At 36.4% G+C, this 17,438-nt stretch carries 17 protein-coding genes and 1 other annotated feature; of the genes, 7 read left to right on the top strand and 10 right to left on the bottom strand.

Annotated elements, in window-relative coordinates; genetic code table 11:
• Window positions 1–15: 15 nt before the first annotated feature.
• Both ACTJFD_RS06925 and ACTJFD_RS06920 read left to right on the top strand, forming a co-directional pair.
• On the top strand, window positions 16–753 hold the full coding sequence (locus ACTJFD_RS06925; protein WP_442260609.1) for a DUF3862 domain-containing protein: 738 nt from the start codon (window positions 16–18) through the stop codon (window positions 751–753).
• A 115-nt stretch (window positions 754–868) separates the two neighbouring features.
• Window positions 869–2,107, top strand: coding sequence for a tyrosine-type recombinase/integrase (locus ACTJFD_RS06920; protein ID WP_442260608.1), 1,239 nt, complete (start codon window positions 869–871; stop codon window positions 2,105–2,107).
• Between the two features lie 40 nt (window positions 2,108–2,147).
• Here ACTJFD_RS06920 and sufB read toward each other — a convergent pair whose 3' ends face one another.
• Genes sufB through sufC form a run of 5 tightly spaced genes read right to left on the bottom strand, consistent with a single transcriptional unit; the run spans window position 2,148 to window position 7,336 of the window.
• A complete protein-coding gene (gene sufB / locus ACTJFD_RS06915; RefSeq protein ID WP_442260607.1) occupies window positions 2,148–3,542 on the bottom strand; it encodes a Fe-S cluster assembly protein SufB in 1,395 nt (464 codons plus the stop codon).
• A 31-nt stretch (window positions 3,543–3,573) separates the two neighbouring features.
• Window positions 3,574–4,029: a Fe-S cluster assembly sulfur transfer protein SufU gene (sufU, locus tag ACTJFD_RS06910; protein ID WP_442260606.1), complete on the bottom strand. Its 456-nt coding sequence runs from the start codon at window positions 4,027–4,029 to the stop codon at window positions 3,574–3,576.
• Window positions 4,016–5,248, bottom strand: a complete 1,233-nt coding sequence (locus ACTJFD_RS06905) for a cysteine desulfurase (RefSeq protein WP_442260635.1) — start codon at window positions 5,246–5,248, stop codon at window positions 4,016–4,018. Before ACTJFD_RS06905 ends, sufU begins: the two co-directional genes overlap by 14 nt.
• 1 nt (window position 5,249) lies before the next feature.
• Window positions 5,250–6,539 carry a Fe-S cluster assembly protein SufD gene (gene sufD / locus ACTJFD_RS06900; protein ID WP_442260605.1) on the bottom strand — a complete coding sequence of 430 codons (1,290 nt, stop codon included), beginning with the start codon at window positions 6,537–6,539 and terminating at the stop codon, window positions 5,250–5,252.
• A gap of 23 nt (window positions 6,540–6,562) precedes the next feature.
• Window positions 6,563–7,336 (bottom strand): Fe-S cluster assembly ATPase SufC, encoded by a 774-nt coding sequence (sufC, locus tag ACTJFD_RS06895; RefSeq protein WP_442260604.1) that lies wholly within the window; start codon window positions 7,334–7,336, stop codon window positions 6,563–6,565.
• Between the two features lie 237 nt (window positions 7,337–7,573).
• Between sufC and ACTJFD_RS06890 the strand changes: the two genes are divergently transcribed.
• The 4 genes from ACTJFD_RS06890 to lrgB all read left to right on the top strand — a co-directional run bounded on the left by ACTJFD_RS06890 (window position 7,574) and on the right by lrgB (window position 11,345).
• Window positions 7,574–9,352: a LytS/YhcK type 5TM receptor domain-containing protein gene (locus tag ACTJFD_RS06890; protein ID WP_442260603.1), complete on the top strand. Its 1,779-nt coding sequence runs from the start codon at window positions 7,574–7,576 to the stop codon at window positions 9,350–9,352.
• Window positions 9,353–10,084 (top strand): LytR/AlgR family response regulator transcription factor, encoded by a 732-nt coding sequence (locus tag ACTJFD_RS06885; protein WP_442260602.1) that lies wholly within the window; start codon window positions 9,353–9,355, stop codon window positions 10,082–10,084.
• 143 nt (window positions 10,085–10,227) lie between these two features.
• Window positions 10,228–10,656: an antiholin-like murein hydrolase modulator LrgA gene (gene lrgA / locus ACTJFD_RS06880; protein ID WP_442260601.1), complete on the top strand. Its 429-nt coding sequence runs from the start codon at window positions 10,228–10,230 to the stop codon at window positions 10,654–10,656.
• Window positions 10,657–10,658: 2 nt separating this feature from the next.
• Window positions 10,659–11,345 (top strand): antiholin-like protein LrgB, encoded by a 687-nt coding sequence (lrgB, locus tag ACTJFD_RS06875; protein WP_442260600.1) that lies wholly within the window; start codon window positions 10,659–10,661, stop codon window positions 11,343–11,345.
• Between the two features lie 235 nt (window positions 11,346–11,580).
• Here lrgB and ACTJFD_RS06870 read toward each other — a convergent pair whose 3' ends face one another.
• From ACTJFD_RS06870 to ACTJFD_RS06850, 5 genes are all read right to left on the bottom strand, one after another.
• Entirely contained in the window at window positions 11,581–12,423 is an 843-nt protein-coding gene (locus ACTJFD_RS06870) for a MetQ/NlpA family ABC transporter substrate-binding protein (RefSeq protein WP_442260599.1), read from the bottom strand.
• Window positions 12,424–12,449: 26 nt separating this feature from the next.
• Complete coding sequence (locus tag ACTJFD_RS06865; RefSeq protein WP_442260598.1) at window positions 12,450–13,136, bottom strand: methionine ABC transporter permease; 687 nt, start codon at window positions 13,134–13,136, stop codon at window positions 12,450–12,452.
• Window positions 13,129–14,166, bottom strand: coding sequence for a methionine ABC transporter ATP-binding protein (locus ACTJFD_RS06860; protein ID WP_442260597.1), 1,038 nt, complete (start codon window positions 14,164–14,166; stop codon window positions 13,129–13,131). The genes ACTJFD_RS06865 and ACTJFD_RS06860 overlap by 8 nt, the downstream gene beginning before the upstream one ends.
• A gap of 80 nt (window positions 14,167–14,246) precedes the next feature.
• Window positions 14,247–14,502, bottom strand: a binding site (T-box leader).
• 192 nt (window positions 14,503–14,694) lie between these two features.
• On the bottom strand, window positions 14,695–15,372 hold the full coding sequence (gene deoC, locus ACTJFD_RS06855) for a deoxyribose-phosphate aldolase (protein ID WP_442260596.1): 678 nt from the start codon (window positions 15,370–15,372) through the stop codon (window positions 14,695–14,697).
• 81 nt (window positions 15,373–15,453) lie between these two features.
• Window positions 15,454–16,389 carry a sugar-binding transcriptional regulator gene (locus ACTJFD_RS06850; protein ID WP_442260595.1) on the bottom strand — a complete coding sequence of 312 codons (936 nt, stop codon included), beginning with the start codon at window positions 16,387–16,389 and terminating at the stop codon, window positions 15,454–15,456.
• Between the two features lie 221 nt (window positions 16,390–16,610).
• Between ACTJFD_RS06850 and ACTJFD_RS06845 the strand changes: the two genes are divergently transcribed.
• On the top strand, window positions 16,611–17,423 hold the full coding sequence (locus ACTJFD_RS06845; RefSeq protein ID WP_442260594.1) for an NrtR DNA-binding winged helix domain-containing protein: 813 nt from the start codon (window positions 16,611–16,613) through the stop codon (window positions 17,421–17,423).
• Window positions 17,424–17,438: the final 15 nt, after the last annotated feature.

The following is a 17,438-nucleotide window of genomic DNA, read 5'->3' as shown; positions in this document are numbered from 1 at the left end:
TGGAGGAGAAATATTATGGCAAAGAAGCATATCACAGGAAAAGATGGTAAAAAATATGTAATGAGGGAAAAGAAACCTTTTTATAAAAAATGGTGGTTCTGGTTAATCGTTGTTATCGTTGTCGGTGCTATCGGTTCTCAACTTGGTGATGGGGATAAGAAAGAAACTAACCAAACTAATTCTATATCTACAGCACAAACAGATGCTACTTCAAGCAACCCAAAAGAAGTTAGTAAAGAAGAAAATAATGAAAGTAGTAATGATTTACTAGCTGATTTTAATAATATACAAATTGGAGACATCATGGACAATGGCAATGGTGGAACCTCCATGGCGGATATAAAATCAAAATTTGGTGAACCTTCTTCAACTTCAGAAACAAACATTGAAGGACATAAAGCTGAGTTAGCGACTTGGACCGGACTTAAGGGTGCCGGAATGGTTAGCGCGTTATCTGTTTCATTTTCTAATGATAGTGCTGTTTCTAAAAATATTACTGGACTAAAAACAGAAAAAAGAGAAAAAGTGACATTAGAGCAAGTTAATAATGTAAAAACAGATGGATCATTTACAAAAGAACAAGCAATTAGGGAATTTGGCGAACCGGACAGTATCTCTATTTCAAATGTCGGTGGTGATACGATTGAAATGCTTTCATGGTCAAAAAATGTTAATGGTGACATTGGAGCTAACTTTAACATCTCATTTACTAATGATAAGGCAACGACTAAATCAAATATATCTATGAAATAAAAAAAATAAGCACTCTATCCCCGACCAAGAGAACTGAGTGCTTAACATAAAAAATTCACCTAATAAAATAGGCTTCTTTTCTGTACCTATTTTAGCATAGAAAGGAGATAATATCATGGTTAAATATGAAAAATACGAAACAAAGACTGGGAAAATTAGATGGGAGTATTATGAGTACTACGGATTAGACACGAAGACTGGAAAACAAATTCGACTTAGAGGAAAAGGTTTTGATTCGAAGGCTAAGGCCAAATTAGATTTTCAGCGAAAGTTAAAAGTAATTCAAGATGGTGAAAAAATCACCATGCATAAAAAAATTAAGTTTAAAGAACTACTTAACGAGTACTTAATTTATTTTAAAGACAGTGGTATTAAACCTGGAACGTACAAAAAGTTTAAAGATGAAATGGATAGATATGCTATTCCTGTAATTGGAGAAATGTATATCAATGAAATCGATATAAACGATTGTCAAAATGCCTATGATGCTATAAGAAAACGTAGAAAAGATCACCGTAAAATTAAAAATCAAATCAAAACAATCTTTGACTTCGGAATTACTAAGCAATATATTACGTCAAACCCAATGCAATATGTTTTGGTAAGTAAAACAGATTTACGTTACAAAAAAAGGAGACTCGACTCTTCCGAAAATTTCTACACACCTGAACAACTAATGACCTTCTTAGAAGCGTATAAAGAGGTTGAGGAGTTCCAAAAGTTTGTTTACTTTAGATTACTTGCTTTCACTGGTTTACGTCGTGGTGAGGCTCTTGCATTGTTTGAGAGCGACCTTCTTAGAAATGAAAAAGCCATTAAGGTGACTAAAACATTAACTGAAGATGCGAACGGTAAAGACCTGGTTGCAGACACACCGAAAACTGAAACATCAAACGGTTTGGTTTATTTAGATGACGACACCTATCACTATATTATTGAACTGATTAACCATCGTAATACCTATGACAATTACGGAAACTTAACTTATATCCATAATAATAAATATCTATTTGTCAGTCCTAAAACTGGAAAACATTACCATCGTTCAGCACCGAACGACTGGTTAAAGAATTTCTTCGACCGGAATGAAGATGCTCTAAAAAAACGTGGCTTGCATCGAATTACACCGCATGGTTTTAGACATAGCCAGGCAACTCTATTATTTGAATTAGGTGTGGATCCAAAAAATGCCCAATATCGATTAAGACATAAAAACTTAAAGACAACGATGGATATTTATACCCATTTATCAGACAATCAAAAACAAGGGACTACTCAGCAACTAAATGCTTTTTCTTCTGGAGTGCCAACATCCGTGCCAACATTTTCTAAAACTGGCAAAAAAGAGTCTTAGAAACATTGATTTAACAACATTCCTAAGACTCTACAAGCTCTTACCCAACAGACCCTTCCATCTCATAACTTATTAATCGATTAAGTTCGACAGCGTACTCCATTGGTAATTCCTTCGTAAAAGGTTCCACAAAGCCCATGACAATCATCTCAGTCGCTTGTTCTTCTGTTAGACCACGACTCATCAAGTAGTATAATTGTTCTTCTGAAATTTTCGATACTTTAGCTTCATGCTCAAGTGCAACATGGCTATTGTGTATCTCGTTAAATGGAATCGTATCACTTTTAGATTTTTCATCCATAATGATCGTGTCACACTCAATGTGCGACATTGAACCGGCACTGTTTTTAGCAAAGGTCACTTGACCTCGATAGTTTACTTCCCCACCATCTTTGGCTATTGATTTAGAGACGATCGAACTTGAGGTGTTTGGTGCATTATGAATCATTTTAGCACCAGTATCTTGAACTTGATTTTCCCCTGCAAATGCGACGGATAGCATCGTACCACGTGCACCTTCACCTTCTAGGAAAACGCTTGGGTATTTCATCGTTGCCTTAGCACCTAAGTTACCATCGATCCATTCAACCGTAGCTCCTGCCTCAGCTTTAGCACGTTTCGTTACTAAATTATACACATTGTCTGACCAGTTTTGGATGGTCGTATAGCGTGTATAAGCATCTTTTAAGGTGAAAATCTCAACGATTGCGGCATGCAAACTATTACTAGAATAGGTCGGTGCCGTACAGCCTTCAACATAGTGAACGCTTGCTCCTTCATCAACGATAATCAATGTTCGTTCAAATTGTCCGGTGTTTTCAGCATTGATCCGGAAATACGTTTGTAGAGGAACATCGACTCTAACTCCTTTTGGTACATAGATAAACGTTCCACCTGACCAAACAGCCGAGTTTAATGCCGCTAATTTGTTATCCGTTGGCGGGACAAGTTTTGAAAAGTATTGTTTGAAAATATCAGGATATTCTTTCAACGCTGTGTCGGTATCAGTAAAAATAATCCCTAATTTTTTGAACTCATCTTTCATGTTATGATAAACAACTTCTGATTCATACTGTGCGGAAGCTCCTGCTAAATATTTACGTTCCGCTTCTGGAATCCCAATCCGCTCAAATGTTTCTTTGATTTTATCAGGAACATCATCCCAGTCACGTGCTGGCTTATCGCTGGCTTGTTGGAAATACTTAATTTTATCAAAATCCAAATCGGATAAATCTGGACCCCACTCTTGCATCGGCATTTTATTAAACATCTCAAATGACTTCAAACGGAAATCAAGCATCCATTCCGGTTCTTCTTTACGAGCTGAGATTTCACGTACGATATCTTCTGTTAAACCATGTCCTGTACTGAAGACAGGTTTCACATCATCATGAAAGCCAAATTTATATTCTTCTAATTCTGGTACATCACTCATCTGTTACACTCCTTTAATCTTCAGTCACAAGTTATTTACTTGTTTGATCTTTTTGATGTTCTTCGAGAATTCCTCTTTCAAGTGCTTTCCAAGCTAACGTCGCACATTTAATCCGTGCCGGAAACTTCGCTACTCCTGAAAGCATCTGTGCATCGCCTAATATTCTTTTATTAGGAACGTCTTCTCCTTGAACTAATTCAAGAAATGCTGCAATGACTTCGATTGCTTCTTTTTCTGTTTTACCTTTAATCGCTTCTGTCATCATACTGGCACTGGCCATGCTAATTGAACAGCCATGACCATCAAAGCGAACTTCTTCGATAATATTATCTTTAATTTGTAAATGAAGTTGAATCACATCACCACAGGTTGGGTTGTTCAACTCGATTTGACTCGTCGCCCCGTCTAGCGTTCCTTTATTATGAGGATGAGCGGTATGATCTAAAATGACTTGACGATAAAGATTGTCTAATCTAGATAAAGCCATGACCGAAAAACTCCTTTGTTGCATGGATCGCTTCGATTAAACGATCTGCATCTTCTTTTGTATTATAAAAATAGAAACTTGCTCGCGCAGTGGATTGCACAGCCAAATACTTTAATAAAGGTTGCGCACAATGATGTCCGGCCCGAACAGCAACACCTTCCATATCAAGTGCTGTTGCTAAATCATGAGGGTGTAAGCCATCAATGTTAAAAGCAATCACTCCTGTATGTTTCTCAGGATCACTAGGACCGTAAACCGTTACGCCATCAATTGCAAGTAACTTCGGCAAAACATACTCAACAAGCGCTTGTTCATACGCATGGATTTCATCCATCCCGATTGCTTCTAAATAATCAATCGCAGCACCTAAAGCAATCCCACCAGCAATATTAGGTGTGCCCGCTTCGAATTTATACGGTAATTCAGCCCAAGTACTATGGTCATGATAAACAAAATCAATCATCTCGCCACCAAACTCGACAGGATCCATGACCTCTAACCATTGACGTTTGCCGTATAAAACCCCAATTCCAGTTGGTCCACACATTTTATGACCACTAAAGGCATAGAAATCAGCATCAAGCGCTTGGACATCAAGCGCCATATGTGGTGCTGACTGCGCACCATCAACGACCATCACAGCACCCACTTCATGAGCTAACGCGCTTAACTGTTCAATGGGATTAATCACACCCATCACATTTGAGGCATGTGCAATTGAGACAATCTTTGTATGACTTGTGATCTTTTTCTTAGCATCCACTAAGTCCAATTCACCTTCAACCGTTAAATCAATATACACTAGCTCAGCACCGACTTTATGCGCAAGTTCTTGCCAAGGAACGATGTTTGAATGATGTTCCATTTGAGAAATCACAATTCGATCGCCTTTTTTAACAATCTTTTCACCTAAGCCACGAGCGACCCAATTTAAACCAGTTGTCGTACCACGTGTAAATAAGACTTCAGCGTTTTCTTTAGCATTGATAAAATGACGAACCTTCTCACGAGCCGCTTCATAATCAGCTGTCGCACGTTCTGCGAGCGTATGAACGCCACGATGAACATTTGCATTATCCAGTTCATAATAATGTTTTAAAACGTCTAACACTTGTTTTGGTTTCTGTGTCGTTGCCGCATTGTCTAAATAAACAAGAGGCTCATCATTGACTGTTTGAAATAGAATTGGGAAATCTTCTCTTAATTTCAAAGCATCCATTTTAATCTGCCAACTTTCTATCAATCACGTCCACAAATTCTTTTTGTATCTGCTTGACTGGAATAGCTGTAATCACAGAACCTAAGAAACCACGTGTTACTAAACGTTCCGCTTCTTTTTGAGGTAATCCTCGACTCATCAAATAGTACAATTCATCAGGGTCTAATCGACCTGCACTCGCAGCATGTCCCGCGGTTACTTCAAACTCATCAATCAAAAGAATCGGGTTAGCATCGCCTCGTGCTTGGTCAGAAAGCATTAATACTCGACTTTCTTGTTGCGCGTCCGCACCTTTAGCTCCTTTTAAAATATGACCAATTCCATTAAAGGTCAAGGTTCCTTTATCACGTATCACACCATGTTGTAAAATATGTCCTACCGAATGAGGGGCCTTATTCGTTACACGAGTGTCTATTCCTTGTCGTTGACGACCAGAACTAATCGCTACTATTTTGGTCTCCGCATGTGAACCTTCTCCCACTAAATCCGAATCAAAATCAGCGACAACATCGCCATCGTTCATCACACCTAATGCCCAATCAATACTGGCATCACGCATCACGTAGCCACGGCGATTGATATACGTACTCACGTGTTCACCTAAGCGGTCAATCGCAACATATTTAACTTTCGCACCTGGTTTAGCAATCACTTCAACCACAATATTAGCCGAACGCTTTTCTTTAGATGCCCCGTCTGATTGTGTTTTTTCGACATAAGTAAAGGCACTGTTTTCTTCAGCAACAATTAAAACATGTTTTACAAAAGCACTATTGTCTTCCACATTATGATAAAAAAGAGCTTCAAATGCTTCTTTAACCACTACATTTTTAGGTACATAAAGGAAAACTCCACCGTTTAACATTGCGGTATGAAAAGCAGTTAATTTATCTTCCACTGGCTGAACAGCTTTTGTCATGAAATACTCTTTAACCAACTCACCGTGTTCTTGTAGCGCAGTAAAGATATCTGTAAAAATGACGCCTTGTTCAAGAAGTTCTGTTGGCATTTGTTCATAGAGTGTTGTCGTCCGTCCTTGAATAAGTAACGGTTGGTCTTCCAATTCGTCAAAGGCTGGTAAAATTGGATCACCCAATAATTCTTCGTTCATTGTCCCAACATTCATTAAGGGCCAGCGATGAAATTTTACTCGTTCAATAACCGGTAAAGGTAAGTCATGTGCTTCTTTAAGCGCATTTAACCGTAAATCTAACATCCATTTGGGTTCTTCTTGACTCGCTGAGAATAGGGTAATATCGTCAAGATAATCATTTAATTCTACTTGTTTCATTCTATCTTGTCCTCTCCTAAACTTTATTCTGCATCCTCTGGAAATTCAATGCCTAATTCATCACTAATTCCTTTATAGCCTTCTGCTTCTAAGCGTTTGGCTAAATCAGCACTTCCGGTTAAAGCAATTTTTCCGTCCATCATGATGTGAACCACATCAGGGACAATATAATTAAGTAAACGTTGATAATGTGTAATGATTAACGAACCGAAATTATCACCACGCATTTGGTTGACTCCCTTTGAAACAACTTGTAATGCGTCAATATCTAAGCCTGAATCGATTTCATCTAAAATCGCAAACGTTGGTTCTAACATCAACAATTGTAAAATCTCATTCCGTTTTTTTTCACCACCAGAAAAGCCTTCGTTTAAATAACGCTCCGCCATTTCTTCAGGCATATCTAAAAGAGCCATTTTCTCATCTAATTTATCTAAAAAGTCCATCACTGAAATTTTGTCGTTTTCTGGACGTTTTGAGTTGATCGCCGCACGCATAAATTCAGCATTTGTAATGCCTGGTATTTCACTTGGATACTGTACAGCTAAGAATAGCCCCGCACGAGCACGTTCATCGACTTCCATCTCTAAAACGTTTTCGCCATCCAACAAAATTTCGCCTTGTGTTACTTCATAATTAGGATTTCCCATAATAGCAGCAGATAAGGTTGATTTTCCTGTTCCGTTAGGTCCCATGATGGCATGTATTTCACCAGTTTTCATGGTTAAGTTAACACCCTTTAATATTTCTTTGTCTTCAATCGACACATGTAAATCTTTTATCTCTAAAACGGACATGTTTATCCCTCCATCAATTAATAAACTACACTCCCAATTCTAGCCTAATTGAGAACGTATTTCAAACACAATGTTTGATAAAATTGACTAGTTTCAGATGTTATCCTTGTTATTACTGTTTTTCCTTAATAATAATTAATTTAAATAAGAATTTTCCCTATACAAATTCTTTATTTAGTTTTAGACTGGAAAGTAATGATTAAAAAAAGAAAATTAGTTAAAATCGGAGGAATGAGTGTGTTAGAACTATTTATCTTAATGATGGAACGTGTGGGGCTCATTATTCTATTAGCCTTTTTACTTGTTAACGTTTCTTATTTTAAAAAAGTTTTGTTGAGCCGAAATAAATTATCTTCCAAGCTCCAATTAATTGTTGTTTTTGGCGTATTTACATTCATTGCCAATTTAACGGGCGTTGAAATTTTAAATAATCAAATTATTCCAAGTAATATTTTAACCAATATCGCTTCTGATACTTCAATTGCCAATACAAGAACGTTAGCAATTGGGGTTTCTGGGATTGTTGGCGGGCCTTTCGTTGGGGTAGGAGTTGGTATTTTAGCCGGTGTTCATCGCATGCTTCAAGGAAGTGCGAATAGTTTCTTTTATATTCCTTCATCGATTATTGTTGGCTTTTTATCGGGAAGCCTAGGTAACAGACTCTCTAAACGAGGTCAGTTTCCAACCCCTACTCAAGGGGCTCTTGTTGGTGTCTGCATGGAACTGATCCAAATGTTTTTTGTCATGTTATTCTCTGGTAATAGTTTAAATCATGGTGTTGAGCTCGTTAAATTGATTGCCTTTCCCATGATTATTTTGAATAGTGTTGGAAATTTTATTTTCCTTTCCATTTTGACGATTACGCTAAAACAAGAAGAGCAAGCAAAAGCGGTTCAAACCCATGACGTTTTGGATTTAGCGGCGCAAACCTTGCCTTATTTTAGAGAAGGTTTGCATGAACATTCGAGCTTAGAAGCGGCAAAAATTATTAAACATTATACCAAAGTAAGTGCAATCAGCATTACAGACACTCATCAAATTTTAGCACATGTCGGTGCCGGTAGTGACCACCATATCCGGGACATTGAAGTTATTACTGAACTGTCTAAAAACGTTCTACGTACAGGTCAAATGTCCATTGTTCACCATAAGGAAGCGATTGGGTGTTCACATCCAGATTGTCCTTTAAAAGCGGCCATCGTCATCCCTTTAATTGTTCAACAAAGAATTGTGGGAACTTTAAAAATGTACTTCACTGATGCTAGTCAACTAACTCATGTAGAAGAACAATTAGCAGAAGGTTTAGGAAGTATTTTCTCTTCTCAGATTGGTTTAGGTGAAGCCGAAGTGCAATCTAAATTATTAAAAGATGCTGAAATTAAATCACTCCAAGCACAAGTAAACCCTCACTTCTTTTTTAATGCGATCAATACGATTTCCGCTTTGATGCGACGTGATACTGAAAAAGCACGTGAATTACTCTTACAATTAAGCGCCTATTTTCGTGGTAATCTTCAAGGCGCTAGACATACTTTAATTTCATTAAAACAAGAATTACTTCAAGTCGATGCTTATCTTTCTTTGGAGCAAGCTCGCTTCCCAAATCGTTTTGATGTACAATTTGAAATTGAAGATCAGATTGAAAATGTTCTCGTCCCTCCCTATGCGGTTCAAATTTTAATTGAAAATACAATCAAACATGCTTTTGGAACTCGAAGAACAGATAACAAAGTTTTAGTTGAAATTTTTACTTTTGAAAAAAAATGTCATATTTCAGTGAGCGATAATGGAGTTGGCATTTCGGAAGACAAATTAAAAATACTTGGAAAAAAACCAGTCACTTCCGAAAAAGGAACGGGAACAGCCCTTGAAAATCTAGCCAAACGTTTAAGTAATTTATTTGGTTCAGAAGGTGAATTTAAAGTCACCAATCAGCCAGCTGGGGGTACAAACTTCCGTTTAGTTTTCCCTATCCATACAGATGAGTCTAAAAATAGCCAAGAAAGGAATGATTAAATGCACGTTTTAATCGTTGACGATGAACCTCTAGCCCGCGAGGAATTGCATTACCTTGTATCAAAACATCCGAAAGTCACCAGTATTGTCGAAGTTGATTCCGTAGAGGATGCCATGAATGCCATGATGGATAAAAAAATCGACATTCTTTTTTTAGATATTCACTTAACCAATGAAAGTGGTTTTGATTTAGCTGAAAAACTACTAAAACTTAAACAACCACCTTATCTCATCTTTGCTACAGCCTATGATGAATATGCTTTAAAAGCCTTTCAGGTCAACGCGAGTGATTATGTTTTAAAACCGTTTGAGGAAAAGGTAATCCTAAATGTGTTAGATAAAGCCATTTCCGTAAAAGAAAGACTCGAAAATAGTCACAACCAAAAACAAGAAAGTCTACCAATCGAGGCCATCCCGATTCAAGGAGAGGATCGAATTTATCTTGTCCATCCAGAAGATATTTATCTCATCTCAGTTGAAGATCGAGAATTAAGTATTCACACCAAAGAGGATGTCTATCAAACCAGTGGTACCTTAAGTGGCATTGAAAAAAAATTACCTGCCGATTTATTTTTTAAAACACATCGAAGTTATATTTTAAATACGACAAGGGTCCAAGAAATTCAGCCATGGTTTAACAATACACTCCAAGTTACCCTTGATAATGGGCTTAAAGTCCCCGTTAGTCGCTCCTACGTGAAACAACTAAAAGAACGCTTTGGTCTAGCATAATATAACCGCCCCTGAAAACAATGTATTTCAGGGGCGGTTTTTTGTAAATCATGTTCTATTTTTGGTAATTGACGTAAAAACGACTACAAATAAAGGGCTTTCTTATATACTAAAAGTGTCAAAAAGAACAGGAGTGAAATACAATGGAAAATACTAAACAACATACACAAGAGAAAGCAACTACGGAAAAGAGACCTGCCTCATTTTTACATCAAGCCTTTATTCTTTCGCTCATTTTATTAATATCAAATGGAATTTCAGCTATTCTCCCAATCCCAATGCCAGCTTCAGTGATTGGTCTTGTTTTATTATTTATTGCCCTTTGTACAAAAATTGTAAAACTTGAAGAAGTCGAAGGAATTAGTAATCACTTATCAACAATCATTACTTTCCTATTCGTCCCTTCTGGAATTTCTTTAATCAATTCACTTGATATTATGAAAACTAGTGGCTTACAAATTTTATTCATCATTTTTGTTGCGACTTTTGTTATTATGGCTCTCATCGGTTGGAGTGCAAGCTATTTATTGAAAGTGCGTCGTGCACATTCAGCTAAAAAGGAGGTTCGTTAATTATGACACCCTACGTTGGTATTATTATTTCATTTATCGTTTTTGGAATTGGAACTTATCTTTTCAAAAAAACAAATAAATTCTTTTTATTCACACCACTTTTTGTGGCCATGATTTTAGGCGTCATCGTTTTAAAAGCAACAGGAATTAGTTATGAAGAATATAACCAAGGAGGTAAAGTCATCAGTTTCTTCTTAGAACCTGCCACTATCGCCTTTGCCATTCCTTTATATAAAAAACGCGATGTTTTAAAGAAATATTGGTTAGAAATCACAGCAGCCATTATGATTGGTTCCCTAATTTCAGTTACTAGTATTGTTGCGGTTGGTCGTCTCATCCAAATGCACCCTAACATGATTGCTTCTTTATTACCTCAAGCAGCAACGACAGCCATCGCTGTTCCTATTGCTGAATCAATTGGTGGTATTTCTTCCATCACAGCTTTTGCCGTTATTTTCAATGCCGTTGTTGTCTTTGCACTCGGTCAAGCAGCTCTTAAGCTTTTCAGAATTAAAGATCCAATTGCCAAAGGTTTAGCCTTAGGTGCTTCTGGCCATGCTCTAGGTGTTGCCATTGCGATGGATATGGGTGAAACTGAAACAGCGATGGCTAGTATCTCAGTTGTAATTGTTGGTATCATCACTGTGATCGTTGTTCCACTATCTGCTGGGTTACTCGGTGTCATATAACTAAAACCCAACTCAAAAAACCTTGATGATTGTTATTATCAAGGTTTTTTATTATGCTTTTTAAGGAATAGCCTGTCTAACAAATGTTAAAGAAAACTTTAGTGAACAAAAAACTACTTCGGTAATTTACTTCAGCAGAAATCTACTTACTTTTCTCGTTTAGATTCCATTAGCACTTAAAAAAGTAGCCTCTTAAACCATTCTAAGTTTGAGAGGCTACTTTTTATTTATCTTGTCATTTGACAGCAGAGACGCTGCCTTTCCATTTATCATTGATAAAGTTTTTGATTTCATCTGAGTGTAAAACGTCAATCAAAGCTTTCGTTTTATCACTATCTTTATCTTCTGTACGAACTGCGATGATATTAGCGTAAGGGGAGTTGTCACTTTCAACCAAAATACCATCTTTTTCAGGATTTAAGCCAATGCCTTCAGCGAAGTTTGCATTAATCGCAATTAAATCACCTTCATCATTTTGATAGGTCGTTGTCATGATGGCTGGGTCAATGTCATATTTGAATTTCAGATTTTTAGGATTTTCTTCAATGTCATCAAAAGTCGCATTGGTTAAATCCGTTCCTTCTTTAACTTTAACTAAATCAGCTTCTTGTAAGATAGCAATCAAACGCCCCCAATCCGATTGAGAGTTACTAACTAAAACCGTTGCTCCTTCTTTTAAATCTTTAACATCTTTAATCTTTTTAGAATAAAAAGCCATTCTTTCAATATGAATAGGACCAGCATTCGCAAAGTCATATCCCTTTTCTTTCACTTCTTTATCAAAATAAGGAACATGTTGGAAATAGTTCGCATCAATTTGTTTTTCTGATAAGGCTTGGTTTGGAATAACATAGTCATTAAAAACTTTCACTTCTAAATCATAGCCTTTTTCCTTTAATAACGGTTTAGCTTTTTCTAAAATTTCTGCATGAGGCGTTGGTGATGCTCCGACAATGATTGTTTGATCAGAACCTTTTGTAGAAAAAGATCCCGCTTCTTCTTTATCTTTCGAGCCACAAGCTACTAATCCAACAGTCACTAAACCCAATAAACCAAGTGCTAATAATTTTTTCTTCATTTTTTCTTCCTCCTAATTTTTATCTTTTATCGTTTATCCAATTGTTTAACGATTAAATCGCCAAGCGCTTGAATTAAGAAAACTAAAACTAATATTAAAACAGTTGATAACATAATAATGGTGTATTTATTCCCCATAAAGCCCGCTTGATAGGCCAATGTTCCTAGTCCTCCTGAACCAATCGCACCTGCCATTGCCGTAAAACCAATCATCGTTATCGTAGTCACTGTTATTCCTGATACTAACGCAGGCAAACTTTCAGGTATTAAGACTTTATAAATGATTTGAAGTTGTGTCGCTCCCATCGCTTCGCTTGCTTCAATAACACCTTGATCGACTTCACGAAAAGCGATATCTACTAATCGTGCAAAAAATGGCGCCGCTGAGAGAATAAGTGCCGGCAAGGCCGCTGTTGGACCTAACATAGTGCCAATGACTGCTTTGGTTACTGGAAAAAGGAGGATAATCAAAATAATAAAAGGAATAGAACGAAAGGTATTACTAATGATTGAAACAACCCCATAAAAAAAACGGTTAAGAGGTGTTTTCTTTCGACTTAATTGGAAAAGTAATAAGCCGACTATCAAACCAATGATTGCAACAAAAATAGTCGAAACAAAAGTCATATACAATGTTTCTTTTGTTGCTTGAACAAAAGCTTCTGGTTGAATTTCTTCCCAGTTAAAATAAGTTTCTAAAAAGGTCTTATCCATAATTAATTACCTCCACACCCACACCATTTTTTTCAAAGAATGCCAAACTTTCACTAACTAATGCTTGTTCTCCTGTCAATTGAATTAACATCGTCCCAAAAGATAATTGATTAGTTTGACGAATATTTGCTTGTAGAATATTCACATCAATCGCATACTCACGTAAGACTTTACTAATAATCGTTTCTGTTGCTTTTTCACCTTCAAAAATCAAGCGAACCAACATTCCCTTTGGATATGCCTCAATTAAATAACGCAATGTTTCTTGGCTATCTTCTTCTTCTAAAACAATATCTTGCTTAACAAATTTTTGTGTAATTGCGGTTTGAGGTTGTCTAAAAACAGATATAACCGGACCTTCCTCAACAACTTTTCCTTGTTCCATCACGGCTACTCGATGACAAATTTTACGAATGACATTCATCTCATGAGTAATTAAGACTATTGTTAAATTTAATTTTTCATTTATATCTAATAATAACTCTAAAACTTCATCTGTTGTTTGTGGATCGAGTGCACTTGTGGCTTCATCACAAAGCAAGATTTCTGGCTCATTTGCTAATGCTCTTGCGATACCTACTCTTTGTTTTTGCCCACCTGATAATTCGCTCGGATAGGCATTTTCACGACCTTCCAAACCGACTAACTTCGTCAACTCCTGCGCTCTTTTCAAACGTTCACTCTTACTTAATCCACTTAATTCCAATGGCAAAGCAATGTTTTCGAGTACTGTTCGTGACCACAATAAATTAAAATGCTGAAAAATCATTCCAACTTTTTTACGAAATTCACGTAATTCACGACCTTTTAAGTTACTTACATTTTGTCCCCCGATTTCAACCGTTCCTGATGTTGTCGGTTCTAATTGGTTTAACATTCGAACTAAAGTACTTTTACCTGCTCCTGAAAAACCAATCACACCAAAAATTTCACCTTTTTCAATTGAAAGACTGACTTTATTGACAGCTGTCACTTCAGCATTTTTCGTGTTAAAAATTCGCGAGACCTCTTTTAAATTAATAATACTCATTTCTTTGTTCCTCCTGACATTTTGAGTAATACGACAAAAAAAGCTTCCCTCCTTTGTTTACTTTTACACTATAAAAGTAAACAAAGGACGAAAGCTATTGTTCGTGTTACCACCTTAATTTATCATTATCTTACAATAATGACCTTACTCAGTACGCAGAGTCACCTCTTCAATACTGCTGTCCGATAACGGGAACTCCCGTAGCAAGCTAGTCGTTAAGACTCACCTACTTTAAGCTCAAAGACCATCTTCCATACTCATCACTCTCCTCTTTCTCACCAACCGAGGTCTCTTTAAATGTTTTGTAATATGTACTCTTCTTTTCAAAGCTAATTTATAATTGATTTCTATTTGTTGAATGTATCTTACCAAAGTAAAATGAGGCTGTCAATATAAAATCCATCTTTTTCTCATAAAAATTTAATTTTATAAAAAACGTTTCGCTTTAATCATCTGACGAATAAAACATCATTCGCTAAAAAAAATAAGACTACCTTTTTAAGGCAGTCTCACTAAAAACTAAACGATTTAGTAATCACTTACTGGTGTAGTATCATCACCCGCACCAATAATTTTGATACCATCACTTGCACCAATACGGGAAGCACCGGCAGCAACCATTGCTTCAGCGTCTGCTGTTGTACGTACGCCTCCAGAAGCTTTTACAAGAGCTTTTTCACCTACTGTATCTTTCATTAATTTAACATTTTCAACCGTTGCACCCGCTGTTGAGAAACCAGTCGATGTTTTTACAAAATCTGCTCCTGCTTCAACTGCTAATTCACAGACTTTTACAATTTCTTCTTTGGTTAATAGCGCTGTTTCAATAATAACTTTGACTAATGCGCGACCATTTGCTGCTTGAACAACTGCTTTAATATCTTCTAAAACAACATCATATTGAGCTCCTTTTAATGCTCCAACGTTGATTACCATATCGACTTCATCAGCACCATCTGTAATGGCTTGCTCTGTTTCAAAAGCTTTAACTTTTGATGAATTAGCTCCTAAAGGAAAACCAATCACCGTACAAATTTTCACATCACTACCGGCTAATTCTACTTTAGCTAAAGGAATCCAAGTTGGATTAATACATACAGACCAGAAGCCATGTGTTTTTGCTTCTCCTGTTAACGTAATAATATCTTCTTTCGTTGTATCTGCTTTTAATTTTGTGTGGTCAATCATTTTTGCTAAGTTTGTCATTTTTTTCTTCCTCTCTTCTTTGTTGATAATTTAAGTATACATCGCATCAGAACAAATGTAAAGATTAAAATGAAATTAAGTTCAACGAACTAGTTTTTGCGCGGTCCAATAGTCTGTAACTAATGTGTTGACGTAGTTGCCATTTAAAGCCCCTTGTATCGCTTCTAATTTATGCTCGCCACCAGCGACAAGAATGGACAATCTTTTTTTCGGTAACTCACTCAATTCAACACCAATCGTTCGTTCATTGATTTCAGGCAAAGCAATTTTACCCTTTTGATCATAAAACCTTGAACAAATATCACCAACAGCTCGTCGTTGGAGCTCATCCTTCTGTAAATCAGTCAGATAACCCAATTGAAATAAGAGGGCTTCTTCACGTGTCGTTCCAACGGTATAAACGGCAACTGTTGCTTCTTCTTGTAGCATCATAATATGTTGGATGTGTCGGTCTTTAGCAACGATTTTTTTGACTTCTCTATTATCAAATATGACCGGAAGTGGCAAGGCTGTTCCTGTAGTGTGGTAGCACTCTGCAAATAAAGATAAGGTTTCATGAGCGTAAGTATTTACATTGGAATGCGTAATACTGCCTTTCAATTGGACCACTTGAATATTTTTTAATTGATTTGGACTCAGTTTTTTAGCGACTTCATAAATCGTCGTTCCCCAACCAATACCAATCACATCCTCATCCACAATGGATTCATTAAGAAAAGTGGCTGCAACAGAACTAATTTGTTCAATAATTAAATCGTAATTTTCACTTGGGGTTTGAGCAATTCTTACATGTTTCAACCCATATTTTTCTTTAATTTTATTAGCTAAAGCGAAGGTATCACTAAAAGGGTCTGTAATGGTAATTATCACGAACCCTTGATCTTTCGCATGCTTTAGTAAACGGGAAACCGTTGGACGTGATATATTTAATTCCGTCGCGATTTTTTGTTGTCCATATTCTAATTGATAGTAAAGTTTAGCTACCTCTATACTCAATTGATCTTTAGTCATACTCATTTTTTTGTACCCTTTCGTGTGCTTTTTATCTATTTTATCATAAATTTAAATATTATTTTATTTGCTTCTTTAGAATGAACCCTTTTTTTAGACTCATATTTCCATTAATCATTGCTTAATTATTAAAAACATTAAAATTTTTAGCGAAACAGATGATTTTTTTGACTTAAAATGATAATGTTAGGGTACTATTTACTGTTATATTAGAAAGGTCGTTTATCATGTCGTCATTTCATTCTAGATCGGAAGAACAACATTATTATGAAACTCAAGTTTCAGAAACAGAATTTTTAAAATGGTATAAAAATCAACATTTTCCTACTCAAGAAGTTCCTTCTGTTACGGTTGATATTGTTTTATTCTGTTATAACCGGGAGCAAGATGATTTAAAAGTTCTATTTATTAAAAGAAACACTCATCCCTTCCAATATTCTTGGGCTTTACCTGGAGGCTTTGTTAACCAGCATGAGGCTACTGCTGATAGCTGTATTAGACAAACTTATGCAGAAACAGGTGTTTCTATCACTCGTTCAAATATTGAACAACTCCATACCTTTAGTAACCCTGGACGTGACCCACGTGGTTGGGTGATTACTGTGAGTTATCTCGCTTTTATCGGTGAAGAACCCTTAACTGCAGGTTCTAAAGCAAATGATGCCTCATGGTTTTCAATCAAAAGAACGGCAAATCTTTTAGTTTTATCCAATCCAAATAAAGCTCAAATCAAATTAAACTTAATGGATGGCGAATCTCTTGGTCGTGATTCACTTGCTTTTGACCACGCCGAAATTGTAACCAAAGCTTTTAATCGTGTCTGTAACAAAATGTACCATGAGCCTAAACTCCTACGTGTTTTAGGACAAAATTTCACCATTACTGAAGCTCGTAAAGTTTATGCTAAATTTTTAGGGATCGATTATCGGGATTTAGATCATTCTAACTTTAAAAAAGCCTTACGTCCTTACCTCGTTGAGGTTGGACAAAAAGCAATTGGTGTCGGGCGCCCTTCCAAAATTTATGAATTAAAAAAATAAATTCAAAGGTGATCA

The organism is Vagococcus sp. (assembly GCF_052102835.1).
Taxonomy (GTDB): domain Bacteria; phylum Bacillota; class Bacilli; order Lactobacillales; family Vagococcaceae; genus Vagococcus.
Note: the sequence above shows the minus strand (reverse complement) of the source record. Positions and strands in the feature narration are given on the sequence as shown.